A 14635-nucleotide genomic window follows, 5' to 3' on the forward strand; every position below is an offset into this window, starting at 1 on the left:
AACGATTCAGTTTCGGCATTCGAAATATAGAGTTGCTTCACGCGAACTGACAAAGCTTAAAAATCATATATTGCAATACAATTTGGCTTAGGCGTGGAAAAACGCCTGCCGTCTGGCGGGCCCGAAATTGGGGGCGCCCGTCCGGTTGCAGCAAACAAAATGAGTACATTTGCAGTTGAAACGCGATACCAACAATAAACCTCTATCATGGTGGAAACCACGACGAAAACGTACGTTCCGTACAAAGTAAAGGACATGAGCCTGGCCGAGTGGGGCCGTAAGGAAATCCGCCTCGCCGAAGCTGAAATGCCGGGCCTGATGTCGCTGCGCGAGGAGTTTGGCGCGGCCCAGCCTTTCAAAGGCGCGCGCATTGCCGGCTGCCTGCACATGACCATCCAAACGGCCGTCCTCATCGAAACCCTCACCGCCCTGGGCGCTGAAGTGACGTGGTCGTCGTGCAACATCTTCTCCACGCAGGACCACGCCGCCGCCGCCATTGCCGCCGCCGGCATCCCGGTGTATGCCTGGAAAGGCATGGACGAGGCATCGTTCGACTGGTGCATCGAGCAGACGCTGTTCTTCGGTGAAGACCGGCAGCCGCTGAACATGATTCTCGACGACGGCGGCGACCTCACCAATATGGTGCTGGACCGCTACCCCGAGCTGGCCGCCGGCATCAAGGGCGTGAGCGAGGAGACGACGACCGGCGTGCTGCGCCTCTACGAGCGCGTGAAAAACGGCACGCTGCCCTTTCCCGCCATCAACGTGAACGACTCGGTGACGAAGTCGAAGTTCGACAACAAGTACGGCTGCAAAGAGTCGGCCGTGGACGCCATTCGCCGGGCTACCGACATCATGATGGCCGGCAAAGTGGCCGTGGTGGCCGGCTACGGCGACGTAGGAAAAGGCACTGCTGCTTCGCTGCGCGGCGCCGGCGCCCGCGTCATCGTGACGGAAATTGACCCCATTTGCGCCCTGCAGGCCGCCATGGACGGCTACGAAGTGAAGAAGATGGAAAACGCCATTCCGCGCGCCGACATCGTCATCACCACCACCGGCAACTGCGACATCATCCGCGAGGAGCATTTCCGCGCCCTGCGCGACAAAGCCATTGTCTGCAACATCGGCCACTTCGACGACGAAATCGACATGGCGTGGCTGAACACCAACTACGGCCACACCAAGGACACGGTGAAGCCCCAGGTAGACATCTACACCATCGAGGGCAAAGAGGTGATTATCCTCGCCGAAGGCCGCCTCGTGAACCTGGGCTGCGCCACCGGCCACCCCTCGTTCGTGATGTCAAACTCGTTCACCAACCAGACCCTGGCCCAACTGGAGCTGTGGCAGCGCGCCGACCAGTACGAAAACCAGGTATATACCCTGCCCAAGCACCTCGACGAGAAGGTGGCCCGCCTGCACCTCGCCAAAATCGGCGTGGAGCTGGACGAACTGAGCCCCAAGCAGGCCGACTACATCAAAGTACCGGTAGAAGGCCCGTTCAAGTCGGACCTGTACCGCTACTAGTAGCTGCTGCCAGAACAAAAAGGCCAGCCCACGCAAATGGGCTGGCCTTTTTGATTTTCCGACCGACCCAACGCTACTCCAGGAGCACGCGCTGCGACACCGCGGCTCCGCCCGCCACGCCCAGGCGCAAGGTGTAGGCACCGGTGGGCAGCGCGGGCAAGTGCAGCCGCCAGTGGCCGCCAGTGGCTGGCTGAAGCGTGCTGCCGGTGCTGGCGTAGCAGGGGCGCCCCACCGCGTCGAGCAGGGTAATGGAACTGATTTCCTTATCGCTCGGGATGAGCAGCGAGAGCGCGCCACCGGTGGCCGGCGTGGGGTACACGGCCCAGCCCCCGTCGGCCGGCTTGGTGGCCAAGGCGCCCCGCACCTGGAACGTGAGCGAAACGGTATCGCGGGGCCCGCTGGTGCAGGTTTGGCCCCAGCCCAGCATCGCGCCAATAAACGACACGGTGTAAGTGCCAGCCGGAAGGCGGCCTACATTCACCGAATCGATGAAACGGGACATAACAGTAGCATTCGCTACCTGATAACAACCGCTAAAGGTCATTTGACGCCCATTGACTATAAAGCTGGTGTTGAGGCGGTATCCTTCAAAGGCAGTGCTTGCGTAAAAATTTAGCCTGACTTGGTCATTTACCGTGGGGGTTGCCGGTACTACAGTTGGCCTGATGAAAAGGAGCGGGTTGCTTTGAGCGAAGGCTGCGGAGGTGGCTAGCGCCAACGATACAAGTACGATTATAAGAGTAAGCGTGTAGCGCATAGCTGTTGGTTTTGCAAGTGTACAGCGTTTAACGTAGCAGAGGGTTTCGAGTTATAAAACGTCTGGTAATAAAGTAGATGCATAAGCCCGCGCTAACTGCTCACCCGGTAAGAGGGCTTTTGAACAGTTTGCGTACAAGGTGCCGGTAGAAAGTCCGTTCAAGTCGAACCTGTACCGCTACCAAGGAGACGCTGCTAACGAGTCTGTACTTAAAAAGGCCCACTTAGCATGTTTGCTACGTGGGCCTTTTTGTTGACTTCTAACGTCGGGCCAATGGCTGGTTGGGTGTTCATCAGCCCTTCAAATTCTTCGCCGCTGCTGGTGAGGACCGGAGTGCCGAGCAGCAGCCAATGGTGATTGAGCACGGCCCAGTAGCGCAGTTGGGTGCCGTGCGGTTGCAGCGTGCCCATCACGGGCTCCCACCGGTGGCCCAGCGTGAAGCCCGAAATACTGGCGTAGAGGCCGTTGGGCTTGAGGCTGTTGTGGCTGGAATCGTACTCGGCTCGCAGAAAAAGCCGGTTGCTGCCGCCGAGGTCGACGGTTTGGTTGGCGCCGGCGTTGGAAAACAGACCGTGCGTCGAAGCCCTGGCCAACAGGTTTTTGACCGGTCCGGTTGGATTAGCGGAGCGTCGGCTTATGACCAGCACCGCCAGCACAAACAGCAGCAGGGCGCCCCGGCCCAAGTGCTGCCGCACCAGCTTGGCGGCCCGAAACAGGATGTAGACGATGCCCAGCAGCACCAGCACATTCAGCGCCGACCATAGCAAATTCAACATAAGGCAGAGGCGTAAGCGTTGGTTTACTTCGGGAAGGTAGCGGTATTGGGCGTGGGCTGGCCCAAAGCCGCCCGCACCGCCGGCGCCACCTGCGTGCCCAGCAACTCGATGGAGCGCAGTACGCTCTGGTGCGCAATGCCTTCGATGACGAGTTGGGCCAGGAAACGGGTGTTGTTGAACAGCCGGTGCTGGTAGAGCAGCTTGTCGATGATGTCCTGCGGCGCGCCCACCAGCAGCGGGCCCTGCGGGCCGCAGAGGTAGTCGAAGTGGCGGCGGTCCATGGGCGACCAGCCGCGCTCGCGGCCGATGCGGTTCATGAGGGTGGAGTAGGGCGGAAAAAATTCGTCGCGGGCCTGCTCGGCGGTATCGGCCAGGTGCAGGTGGCAATTGATGGCCAGCTGCAGCGCCGCCACGTCGTGCCCGGCTTGCTGGGCCGATTCGCGGTAGAGCTCCGCAAACGGCACGTACTGCGCCGGCGCCCCGCCGAGAATGGCAATGGTGAGCGGCAGCCCCAGCTGCCCGGCCCGAATAACCGAGGCCGGCGTGCCGCCCACGCCTATCCAGACCGGGATTTTGGCCTGCGCCGGGCGCGGATACACACCCTTGGCCTCGATGGCGGCGCGGTGCTTGCCCTGCCACGTCACCACTTCGTTCTCATTGATTTTGAGCAGCAGCTGGAGCTTTTCGATGAACAGCGCATCGTAGTCCTTCAAGTCCTGCCCGAACAGCGGAAACGACTCGATGAAGGAGCCGCGCCCGGCAATAATCTCGGCCCGGCCATTTGAAATGAGGTCGACGGTGGCGAAGTTCTGGAAGGTCCGCACCGGGTCGACGGAGCTGAGTACGGTGACGGCGCTGCTGAGGCGGATGCGCTTGGTGATGGCGGCCACGGCGGCCAGAATGACTTCGGGAGCCGAGATGATGAAGTCGGGCCGGTGATGTTCGCCGAGGGCCAGCACGTCAAGGTCAACTTCGTCGGCCAACTGGCCCATGGCCAGCAGCTCCTGCATGCGCTGGGCGGCGGCGTGGTCGTGGCCGGCGAGATGGGCGGGGGCGATTTCGCCAAAGGAGCTAATTCCAATTTCCATGAGGGAGGGGTTTCGATTGCAAAGACAGAACGCGAGACGCGCGAGCGGGGCCAATTGTTTTGGGCGAAATAGCGCGCAACGGCCGCGAAATTGGGAACAACCACCAATTACTTGAGCTACGCAATATTCCGCAACCCATCTCAGTCGCGACGAAGTAGCTTTGCTTATGCGTAATCTTTACTTTCTAGGCTTGCTGCTGAGCGCAGTTGAACCTGCACTGGCACAGGTACCTTCAACGACGGCGGGCAGTCTGGGCCCGCTTACCGTCGATAAAATCATGCGCGAGCCGGTGCAGTGGGTGGGCACCGCGCCGTCGAACGTCTACTGGGCCGAGGACGGCCGCCGCATCTATTTCAACTGGAACCCGACCAAGGCCCGGCGCGACTCGCTTTATGAGGTGACTCCCACGGGCCCGGCCGCGCCGCGCAAATTGAGCCAGCGCGAGCAACGCGAACTGCCCGCCAGCACCGGCGTGTACGACGACGCTTACACGCGCAAAGTGTACGAGCGAGAAGGCGACATTTACCTGCTCGACCTCAAAACCCAGAAAAGCCGGCGTGTGACTAACACCGCCGAACGCGAAAGCAACCCCGATTTCGCCCAGCTGGGCAAACTCGTGAGCTACGTGCGCGCCCAGAACCTCTACACCTGGGACCCGGCCACGGGCGAAACCGTGCAGCGCACCGACTTCCGCAAGGGCAGCAAGCCCGCCAGCACCACGCCCACCGACAAGGCCGAGCGCTACCTGCGGGCCCAGCAGCTGGCGCTATTTGAGGTGGTGCGGCTGCGCGACCAGGACCGGCAGGCGCAGGAGCGCCAGCAAAAAGCCTTGGCCCGGCTGCAGCCCAAGGCTATTTACCTGGGCCTGCAAACTGTGGCCAACCTGCAGCTCAGCCCCGACGGCCGTTACGTGACCTACACCCTGCGGCAGGAGCCTACGGCGGCCAAGGTGGCGCTGGTGCCCAGCTTTGTGACGGCCTCGGGCTTTACGGAAGATATTTCGAGCCGTACCAAAGTGGGCGCGCCCCAAACGGCTGTCGAGCTGGGTATTTATGACATTGCCCGCGATACCACTTTCGTGCTGGGCTACAAGGAATTGAAGGGCCTGGATGAGCAGCCGGCCTACCGCAAGGAATACGCGCTGCCGGCCAAAGCGCCCATGCCCGCCGACTCGGCCAAGGCCGCCGCGGGCAAAGCGAAGAAGCCCGAGCTGCGCCGTGTGCAGCCGTTTGGTCCGTATTGGTCGGCCGATGGGCAGCGGGCGTTTCTGGTGATGCGCACCGCCGACAACAAGGACCGGTGGATAGTGGGCCTCGACCCGGCCACCCAAACCATTAAGCTGCTCGACCGCCAGCACGACGATGCCTGGATTAACGGCCCCGGCATCGGCTACGGCCCTGGCAACGTGGGCTGGCTGCCCGACAACCGCCGCGTGTGGTTCCAGAGCGAGGAAACCGGCTACAGCCACCTCTACACCGTGGACGCGACCACCGGCCAGAAAAAAGCCCTGACCAGCGGCAAATTCGAAATCCAGAACGCCCAGCTCAGCCGCGACCGCAAAACCTGGTACCTCACCGCCAACGCCACGCACCCCGGCGAGCAGCAGTTTTACCACCTGCCCCTGAACGGCGGCGCGCTTCAGCAAATCACGACCCGGCCCGGCGCGCACGAGGTAACCGTGTCGCCTGACGGGCGCACCCTGGCCGTGCGCTACAGCTACACTAACAAGCCCTGGGAGCTGTTTGTGATGGCCAACAAGCCCAAGGCCCCCATGCGGCAGCTCACCCACAGCACCACGCCGGAGTTTGAAAGCTACCCCTGGCGCGACCCCGAAATCATCACCTTCAAGGCCCGCGACGGGGCCGACGTGTACGCCCGCCTCTACCGCCCGGCCAACCCCGCGGCTCAGGGCCCGGCTGTGATATTCGTGCACGGCGCCGGCTACTTGCAGAATGCCCACAAGTGGTGGAGTCAGTACTCGCACGAGTACATGTTCAACAACCTGCTGGTGGAGAAGGGCTACACTGTGCTCGACATCGACTACCGCGGCTCGGCTGGCTACGGGCGCGACGTGCGCACGGGCATCTACCGCTACATGGGCGGCAAGGACCTTTCGGACCACGTGGACGGCGCCAAGCTGCTGACCGAAAAATACGGCGTCAGCCCGCAGCGCATTGGAATTTACGGCGGCTCCTACGGTGGTTTTATCACGCTCATGGCCATGTTCACGCAGCCCGAGGTGTTCCGGGCCGGCGCTGCGCTGCGCTCCGTGACGGACTGGGCGCACTACAACCACGGCTACACCGACAACATCCTCAACGAGCCCTACAACGACTCCCTGGCCTACGCCCGCTCCTCGCCCATCAACTACGCCAACGGCCTGAAAGGGGCCCTGCTCATGTGCCACGGCATGGTGGATACCAACGTGCACTTCCAGGACATCGTGCGCCTGTCGCAGCGCCTCATCGAGCTGAAAAAGGAGAACTGGGAGCTGGCCGTGTACCCCGTCGAAGACCACGGCTTCGTGGAGCCTTCGTCGTGGACCGACGAGTACAAGCGTATTCTTAAGCTGTTCGAAACCAACCTCAAGCCCGTCGGGGAACGGAGTGGGGCAGGGCAATGAGCTCCGGGCACAGTTCTCGGCTTCACTGCCAGTCAGGCCTTTTGTTTGCGCCCGTTATAATGGTAGCAGGCTGGTACCCGTCAGCTTTTCTTTTTGGGTTTGGTGATTGGGGGCAGATGGGCCAGATAAGGTCGCACGTACTGATTTTTGGGAAAAAATTGCAGGGTGCGGCTGCCGTAGTAGCGGCAGATTTCGGGCTCATTCAGGCGGAAATAGCATTCGGTCAGGTAGCCCAGGGCTTGTTCGTAGAGCAGCGGGTTTTGGGTAAGCTCGCTCAGCGATGAGGCCCCGATTAGAAAGCGCGCCATGTTGTACGCCGCCGGTTTCCATTGCTCCTGGTCCATTTGTAGGGTGCCGAGTTTCCAATAAGCCTCCAGAAACCAGTAGTCGATGGTGGCCGTGGAGTCATTTTCACCGTTTTCACGGTCTAAGTCGCTAATCAGCTTCTGATATGCCTCAAATGCCTGCGGCTTGGTTGATTCCGTTTGATAAAGCGCCCGGGCATAATGAAAAAGCAGGAAACGGTTCTGGGGTTCGCTGGCTACGGGAAGGCTTAAATCAGCTACGGCTTCGGCGAAATGGGCTTGGTTATAAGCCGCTTTTGCTGCAGCAAGCGCTGGCCCGAAGACAACCGATTCTACCGCGGGCAAGGGCTCGGGTTGCATCATATGCTGGCCCGCGGCTGCAATTTGCTTGGCCGAGGCTCCGGCAATGGCGGTAGCATGGGCCTTGAGGATGGTGTTCTTGGCATAAGGCAGCACCGCATCCGGAGTCATCAAGTGATACTGAGCATTTCCGGCGGAAGGCAGTAGTAGGTTGAAAATCAGGATGAAGCTGAGCAGGGCTATAGTCCGCCGGTGTACGAACCGAAAATTGACTGCTTGCAGAAAAACATTCATCGCCGAGAAAGAAGTAGCCAGTTGAAAAAGAAGCTACCAAACTACTGCAGCGCTGGCGTCACGCCCATGTTGGCGTAGCAGAAGCTCCACACGTCGGCCCACTCATCAATGAGTAGGGCCGTGCTTTTGCCCGCGCCGTGGCCGGCGTTCACGTCGATGCGGATGAGGGTGGGGTAGGGGCCCGCGTTGGCGGCTTGCAGGGCGGCAGCGTATTTGAAGGAGTGCGCGGGCACCACCCGGTCGTCGTGGTCGGCGGTGGTGATGAGCGTGGCGGGGTAGGCGGTGCCGGGCCGCAGGTTGTGCAAGGGCGAGAAGGCCAACAGGTTGCGGAACTGCGCCTCGTCGTCGGAGGTACCGTACTCGGGCGCCCAGTTCCAGCCGATGGTGAACTTCTGGTAGCGCAGCATGTCCATCACGCCTACGGCGGGCAGGGCCACCCGGCACAGGTCGGGCCGCTGGTTGGCCACGGCGCCCACCAGCAGGCCACCATTGGAGCCGCCCGCGATGGCGAGGTGCTGCGTGTCGGTGTAATGGTTGGTTTTGAGGTATTCGGCAGCGGCAATGAAGTCGTCGAACACATTTTGCTTGTGCGGCGTCATGCCGGCCTGGTGCCATTCCTCGCCGTATTCGCCGCCGCCGCGCAGGTTGGCCACGGCCAGGATGCCGCCGTTTTCGAGCCACAGCACGCGCGCCACCGAGAAGCCGGGCGTCAGGCTCACGTTGAAGCCGCCGTAGGCGTAGAGGTAGGTGGGGTTCTGGCCGTTCAGCGTCACGTCTTTTTTGTGCACGATGAACATCGGAATCAGCGTGCCGTCGCGGCTGGGGTAGAACACCTGCGTGGTCCGGTAGTCGGCCGGGTTCACATCTACCGCCGGGGCCCGGAAAACGGTGCTGGTATTCGCCGCAATGTCGTAGCGGTAAATCGTGGTCGGGTAGGTGAAGGACGTGAAGGCGTAATACACCGCCGTGGCCTCGCGCCGCCCGCCGAAGCCGCTGGCCGTGCCAATGGCCGGCAGCGCCACCTCATGCCGAAATTCGCCCGTTTCCGAATACACCTGCACCAGTGAGCGGGCATCCTGCAGGTAGCCGGCGATGAGGCAGCCGCCGGCCTGTGTCACGCTTTCGAGCTTGTTGGCGGTTTCGGGCAGCACCTCGCGCCAGTTGCTTTCCTGGGGCTGGCTGGGGTCAATGCCAACCACGCGGTAGTTGGGTGCCAGGTAGTTGGTGTACACCAGCACCTCGCCGCCCACATTGCCGATGACGGTGTTGTTGAATTCAAAAGCCTCAAACAACGTCGTCCAGGCATTGGCTTGGCCCGCGTCGGTGAGGTCACGCACCAGCAGGCGGTTGCCGTCCGACACGCCATCGGTGAGGTAGAGGCACAGAAACCGCTCGTCCTCGGTAGCGCCGGCCATGCGGAAGCCCAGCGCCATATCGGGGTTGTCGTACACCAGCTCGTCTTCCGCCTGTGGTGTGTTTAGCTGGTGGAAGTATACTTTGTGAAACTCGTTTTTGCCCGAGAGGTCGTTTTCGCCGGGCCGGGGCGCGTCGTAGCGGCTGTAGTAGAAGCCGTTCGACGTCCACGATGTGCCCGAGACTTTCACCCAGTCCAGCGTGTCGGGCAGCAGTTCTTGCGTTTGTAAATCCATGACGCGGACCTGGTTCCAGTCGGAGCCGCCGCTGCTGGTGGCGTAGGCCAGGTAGCGGTGGTCGTTGCTGAATTCCATGCCGGCCAGCGCCGTGGTGCCATCTGCCGAGAATTTATTGGGGTCGAGCAGCACACGGGGCTCTTCGGTGCCGCGCTGGCGGTACACCACGGCCTGGTTCTGCAGCCCGTCGTTTTTGGCAAATACCAGCTCATTGCCCACCTGCTCGGGCACGCCGTAGCGCTCGTAGTTCCAGAGGCTGGTGAGGCGCGCCCGAATGCTATCGCGAAACGGAATCTCCTTTAAATACCCAAACGTGGCCTCGTTCTGGGCGGTTACCCACGCCTTGGTTTCTTCGGAATCGGGGTCTTCAAGCCAGCGGTAGGGGTCGGGCACGGCGGTGCCGAAATAGGTGTCGGTGGTGTCGGCTTTACGGCTGTTGGGGTAGGTCACGGCGGGTGGTGTCGGGGAGTTCGAGGCCGGCTTTGCGGCTGGGCTCGGCATTTTCGGGGGTAGTGGCTTCGGTGAGGGGCTGGCGGCGGGGCAGGGTGTTGCGCGCGGGCGGCGCGCTGGCCCGGCAGGCCGACAGCGCCAAAGCTGCCAACAGCGCAAGCGGGCGAAAGGCAGCTTTCATACGTAGAGGTGAGAATGGTAAAAGAAAGAACGTCATGTCGAGCTTGCCGAGACATCTCGCGTGCCGAAGTAATCCTTTCGAATGAATTAGTGATGGCACGCGAGATGTCTCGGCAAGCTTGACATGACGTGCTACTGTCTACTGTGATGTGCCAATAAAAGCGCCGGGCTACCTAAAGTTACTCCACCTGCGCGTTATCGGTCCCCGGCGCGCCGGGGCCGGCGCCGGCTTCCGGGGTGGCGGGCGCTTGCTGGGCCACGGCGGCGGCTACCAACTCGGGCAGGTTGGCGCGCAGCCAGCGCAGCTCCTCGTCCACGCGCTGGCTCACCAGGCGTTCCACTTCCAGGCGCTGGGCCGGGCTGAGCTGGTCGAGGGCCGGCGTGGGGGCCGATTGGGGCGCATCGGAGGTGGCGGCCAGCACCAGCGCCTCGGCCCGTTTCACGCGGGCAATGGAGTCGGCCACGGCAGCGCTGGTTTCGGCAGCGGCGGCCTGGGCGGTGGTGGCGGCCTGCTTGGCGGTGAGGGTTTCGCGGCGCTGCTGGCGGCGCCACTGCCCCAGCGTGATGCGCAGCATGATGTACAGCGCCAAACTCAGAATGCCCAGAATGAGGGCCAGCGGCGCCGCAAAGCGGTAGAGCAGGCTGCCCGGGCCCGTGGCGGGCAGGGGCGCGCTGCTGGCGTTGGCGGCATCGCGCTCGGCGGCGGCCTGGGCTTCGGCGGCTTCGGCGGGGCCGGGGGCGCCGGGGGCGGCCAAGGTGTCTACTTTTTCGGGAGCCATGGCGGCGGCCACTTCGCCCATGGGCGTGCCGCTTTCCACGTAGTTAGTGAGGGCGGTTTCCAGAGCTTCGACCCGCGCCATGCGGGCGGGGTCTTTGCGGCGGGCCGGCGAGCCTTTGAGCTTGCTCACAATGGCCTTAGCCAAGGCGGCCAGGCGGGCGGGGTTGTCTTTTTTGCCCTGGTAAATGGCGCCGCGGCCCTCGATGGGCTGATAAAGCAGGCTGTACACGCGCAGGCTGTCGGGCCGGATGCTGGCGGCCAGGGCCTGCAGGTTGGCACCCTCGCAGCGCACGGTGCTTTTGAGGTTGGGCCGGCCGGCGTCGTCGTACACGAAGCGTACCGTGGCGCACCAGATTTGCACTTTGCTCTCGTCGAGCGAGGGCTGGCCCAGGGGCGTTTGGGCCGCTGCCAACAACGGCAGGGCAACGGCAAAAGCAAGCAGCAGGCGGCGGAAAATCATGCGCAGAAAAGTGGTTGAGGACCGAAAAGTACGAAATGCCGGCCCAGCGTCCATCTTCTTCTTAGCTGTAGTCAATTTCCGTGTTGTCGCCGATGTTCAGCGAATGGTTCATGCCCCGAAACGAGGCATCGGAGCCCACAATGCAGTCGTGCATCACGGCCGAGCGCAGCTCCGAGTAGCTGCCAATGATGGAGTCGCTGAGAATGGTATGGCTGACAATGGTTTTGTCGCCGATGGCCACATTCGGGCCGATGATGGACTGCGAAATCTGGCACCCGCGCCCGATGCTGACGGGCGGAATAATCACCGAATCGGGAAATTCCGAGTAGTCGCGGCCTTCCAGGAACTCGGCCGTGTTGAGCAGGCGGGCGTTGGCTTCGAGCAGGGTTTCCTTGCGGCCGCAGTCGAACCAGTTGTCCACGGGGCAGGTCGTCATCACCTCGCCGTCTTCGATGAGGTGCATCAGGGCGTCGGTAAGCTGAAATTCGCCGTGGGTGCGCACGTCGGTTTCGCGCAGCCACTCCAGGGCCTCGGCCAGCTTGTCGGGGTAGGCCAGTTTGTAGAGGCCCACCATGGCAAAGTTCGATTTCGGGATTTTGGGCTTCTCCACCACCTTGCTCACCCGGCCGCCGGCCCCGAGCTCCACAATGCCGAAGCGGGTGGGGTCCTTCACTTCCTTCACGGCCAGCACCGAGCCGGACGTGGCCAGCAAGGCGGCCAGGTCCACGTCCACGATGGTATCGCCGAGCAGGATGAGCACGCCGTCCGGGTCGTGGCGAAACTCCTCGCGGGCCAGCCACAGGGCGTGGCCGAGGCCTTCGCGGGGCTCCTGCACCACAAACTTGGCGTTAAGGTCGGGGTAATTGCGGCGCACGTAGCTCACGATTTTATCGCCCAAATAGCCCACGATGAACACAAACTCGGTAAGGCCGGCCGTGCGCAGGCGGTCGATGATATGGCCCAGAATGGTGTTGCCGGCCACCGGCACCAGGCTTTTGGGCTGGGTGTGGGTGTGGGGGCGCAGGCGCGAGCCAATGCCGGCGACGGGAATGACGGCTTTCATTGTAATGAAGCGGGGTGAGAAGCGATAAAGCAGGAGCCGTTGGCCCAGGGCCGGGCCCTGCTAAGCAGCAAGCTACAACTACTAGGGCCAAGCTACGTACTTTGCGCCAAGCCCGGAACCAAACCGGGCCGGCGGCGCCAGGTTTTGGCGCCGGCCGCAAAACCCTCGCTTCTTTCACTTTCACCCCTTCTTTTTCTAACATGAAACGCTTTCTTCTGTACTTCGCGGGCTTGGCCCTGTTGCTCACCCAGTCGTCGTGCGGCTACAACGGCATGGTGCAGCGCGACCAGGCCGTGAAGGCCCAGGCCGGCAACGTGCAAAGCGCCTACCAGCGCCGCAACGACCTCATCGGCAACCTGGTGAACACCGTGAAAGGCGCCGCCAAATTCGAGCAGGGCACCCTCACTTCGGTCATCGAGGCTCGCGCCAAGGCCACCAGCGTGCAGCTGAACGCCAACGACCTGACGCCCGAAAACATCAAGAAATTCCAGGAAGCCCAGAGCCAGGTATCGGCCGGATTGGGCCGCCTGCTGGCCGTGTCGGAGAATTACCCCGACCTGAAAGCCAACGCCAACTTCCAGGAGCTGCAAGCCCAGATTGAGGGCACCGAAAACCGCATCAACGTGGAGCGCAACAAGTTCAACGCCGTCACCAACGACTACAACACCTTCACCCGCTCCTTCCCGAATAACCTGTTTGCGGGCATGTTCGGCTTCCCGCCAAAGCCCTACTTCGAAGCCGACCCGGCCGCGAGCAAGGCGCCCACGGTGCAGTTTTAGGGTTGGAATTATCGGTCATAACTGATAAAAAAGAACGTCATGCTGAGCGCAGCCGAAGCATCTCTACTGCGCAAGTAAAATCAATTAGTTGTGCGGTAGAGATGCTTCGGCTGCGCTCAGTATGACGTTTTGTTGACTTTTAGCTCACCTAATTCCCACCAATGACTTCTCCCCTTACTCCCGCTCAGGACGCGGCGCTGGTGGCCGCCATCCGGCAGGCCGAGGTCACCACGTCCGGCGAAATCCGGGTACACCTCGAAGACACCTGCCCCACGCCCGAGCCGCTGGACCGCGCCGCGCAGGTCTTCGGCGAGCTGAACATGCACAAGACCGCCGCCCGCAACGGCGTGCTGTTTTACCTAGCCTGGCAAAGCCGGCAGTTTGCCGTGGTGGGCGATTCGGCCATCAACGCGGCTGTGCCCGACGACTTCTGGGAAACCACCAAAGAAGCCGTGCTAGAGCAGTTTCGGCACGAAAACTACGTGCTGGGCCTTGAGCGCGGCATCAAAATGGTGGGCGAGCAGCTGAAGCGCTACTTCCCTTATGATGCCAGCACCGACCAGAACGAGCTGGACGACTCAATTTCCTTCGGCGGCCAGAAGCCGTCTTCCGACGCATGAAAAATTCCGTGGCTGACGCCCGTTTGTTGACGCCCCTTGCTGGGCTGGCGGGCCAGGCGCGCGCGTTGCGGCCCGCGCCGTGGCGTTGGCTGCTGGTGTTGCTGCTGGCTTGGGCCAGCATCGCGGCCAGCGCCCAGTCCATCCCGCCGCGCCCCAACCCGCCGCGTCTGGTGAATGACTTGGCCGGCCTGATGCAGCCCGCCGAGGCCGAAGCGCTGGAACGCAAGCTGGTGGCCTACGACGACAGCACTTCCTCGCAAATTGCCGTGGTGACCGTGCCTACCCTCGACGGTGACGAGGTGGCCGACTATGCCCAGAAGCTCTACGAGGGCTGGGGCATCGGCCGCAAAGGCAAGAACAATGGCATCCTCATCCTGGTGGCTCAGCAGGAGCACGTGGCCCGCATCCAGACCGGCTACGGCCTGGAAGGCGCCGTGCCCGATGCCATCGCCAAGCGCATCATCAGCAACACGCTGGTGCCCGCCTTCAAGCAAAACCAATACTACGCCGGCCTCGACCGGGCCACCGACCAGCTCATCGCCCTCGCCAAAGGCGAATACAAAGTAGACCCGGAAGACGCCCGCCCGCAACGCAGCCGCGATTCCTCGGGCTCGGGCATTCCGTTTTGGACCATCATTATCGTGATGGTCATCATTTTCACCCTGCTGCGTAACCGCGGCGGCGGCGGTGGCCGCGGCAACCGCGGTTTCGGCGGCGGCTTCATCCCGCCCATCATCTTCGGTGGTGGGGGCTTCGGTGGCGGCGGCGGTGGCTGGGGCGGTGGTGGCGGCGGCGGGGGTGGCTTCGGCGGCTTCGGCGGCGGCAGTAGCGGCGGCGGCGGCGCCAGCGGCAGCTGGTAGATGTCGCCCGTCATTGCTAACGTAGCGAAGCAATCCGTCCTGTTCTCAGCGACCAGCCTGCTAATGTGACAACGCCTCAAAAAGTGAAAGCCCCGGCACTGCGCAGTGCCGGGGCTTTCTGATAAA

At 62.3% G+C, this 14635-nt stretch carries 13 protein-coding genes; 5 read left to right on the forward strand and 8 right to left on the reverse strand.

Features of this window, described 5'->3' with window-relative positions; genetic code table 11:
• The first annotated feature begins 207 nt into the window (after positions 1-207).
• Positions 208-1527 carry an adenosylhomocysteinase gene (ahcY, locus tag Q4S41_RS00350; RefSeq protein WP_305029147.1) on the forward strand — a complete coding sequence of 440 codons (1320 nt, stop codon included), beginning with the start codon at positions 208-210 and terminating at the stop codon, positions 1525-1527.
• Positions 1528-1600: 73 nt separating this feature from the next.
• Here ahcY and Q4S41_RS00355 read toward each other — a convergent pair whose 3' ends face one another.
• The 3 genes from Q4S41_RS00355 to Q4S41_RS00365 all read right to left on the reverse strand — a co-directional run bounded on the left by Q4S41_RS00355 (position 1601) and on the right by Q4S41_RS00365 (position 4148).
• On the reverse strand, positions 1601-2029 hold the full coding sequence (locus Q4S41_RS00355) for a T9SS type A sorting domain-containing protein (RefSeq protein ID WP_305029148.1): 429 nt from the start codon (positions 2027-2029) through the stop codon (positions 1601-1603).
• A 464-nt stretch (positions 2030-2493) separates the two neighbouring features.
• Positions 2494-3060: a hypothetical protein gene (locus Q4S41_RS00360; RefSeq protein WP_305029149.1), complete on the reverse strand. Its 567-nt coding sequence runs from the start codon at positions 3058-3060 to the stop codon at positions 2494-2496.
• A 23-nt stretch (positions 3061-3083) separates the two neighbouring features.
• The gene (locus Q4S41_RS00365) at positions 3084-4148 is read right to left on the reverse strand and encodes an LLM class flavin-dependent oxidoreductase (RefSeq protein ID WP_305029150.1); all 1065 of its coding nucleotides are present in this window, start codon (positions 4146-4148) and stop codon (positions 3084-3086) included.
• A 166-nt stretch (positions 4149-4314) separates the two neighbouring features.
• On the opposite strand from Q4S41_RS00365, the gene Q4S41_RS00370 reads away from it, so the two are divergent.
• On the forward strand, positions 4315-6771 hold the full coding sequence (locus Q4S41_RS00370) for a S9 family peptidase (RefSeq protein WP_305029151.1): 2457 nt from the start codon (positions 4315-4317) through the stop codon (positions 6769-6771).
• Between the two features lie 80 nt (positions 6772-6851).
• Here Q4S41_RS00370 and Q4S41_RS00375 read toward each other — a convergent pair whose 3' ends face one another.
• The 5 genes from Q4S41_RS00375 to Q4S41_RS00395 all read right to left on the reverse strand — a co-directional run bounded on the left by Q4S41_RS00375 (position 6852) and on the right by Q4S41_RS00395 (position 12250).
• Positions 6852-7670, reverse strand: a complete 819-nt coding sequence (locus Q4S41_RS00375) for a hypothetical protein (RefSeq protein WP_305029152.1) — start codon at positions 7668-7670, stop codon at positions 6852-6854.
• A 41-nt stretch (positions 7671-7711) separates the two neighbouring features.
• Positions 7712-9769, reverse strand: a complete 2058-nt coding sequence (locus Q4S41_RS00380) for a prolyl oligopeptidase family serine peptidase (RefSeq protein WP_305029153.1) — start codon at positions 9767-9769, stop codon at positions 7712-7714.
• Entirely contained in the window at positions 9747-9950 is a 204-nt protein-coding gene (locus Q4S41_RS00385) for a hypothetical protein (RefSeq protein ID WP_305029154.1), read from the reverse strand. Before Q4S41_RS00385 ends, Q4S41_RS00380 begins: the two co-directional genes overlap by 23 nt.
• 178 nt (positions 9951-10128) lie before the next feature.
• A complete protein-coding gene (locus tag Q4S41_RS00390; protein WP_305029155.1) occupies positions 10129-11187 on the reverse strand; it encodes a hypothetical protein in 1059 nt (352 codons plus the stop codon).
• Positions 11188-11248: 61 nt separating this feature from the next.
• Entirely contained in the window at positions 11249-12250 is a 1002-nt protein-coding gene (locus Q4S41_RS00395; RefSeq protein WP_305029156.1) for a sugar phosphate nucleotidyltransferase, read from the reverse strand.
• Between the two features lie 200 nt (positions 12251-12450).
• On the opposite strand from Q4S41_RS00395, the gene Q4S41_RS00400 reads away from it, so the two are divergent.
• The 3 genes from Q4S41_RS00400 (at position 12451) to Q4S41_RS00410 (ending at position 14509) form a co-directional block, all read left to right on the forward strand.
• Positions 12451-13029, forward strand: coding sequence for a LemA family protein (locus Q4S41_RS00400; protein WP_305010140.1), 579 nt, complete (start codon positions 12451-12453; stop codon positions 13027-13029).
• A gap of 161 nt (positions 13030-13190) precedes the next feature.
• Positions 13191-13649 (forward strand): TPM domain-containing protein, encoded by a 459-nt coding sequence (locus tag Q4S41_RS00405; protein WP_305029157.1) that lies wholly within the window; start codon positions 13191-13193, stop codon positions 13647-13649.
• Positions 13646-14509 carry a TPM domain-containing protein gene (locus tag Q4S41_RS00410; protein ID WP_305029158.1) on the forward strand — a complete coding sequence of 288 codons (864 nt, stop codon included), beginning with the start codon at positions 13646-13648 and terminating at the stop codon, positions 14507-14509. The genes Q4S41_RS00405 and Q4S41_RS00410 overlap by 4 nt, the downstream gene beginning before the upstream one ends.
• Positions 14510-14635 lie beyond the last annotated feature (126 nt).

The sequence above is a fragment of the Hymenobacter convexus genome (assembly GCF_030580955.1).
GTDB lineage: Bacteria > Bacteroidota > Bacteroidia > Cytophagales > Hymenobacteraceae > Hymenobacter.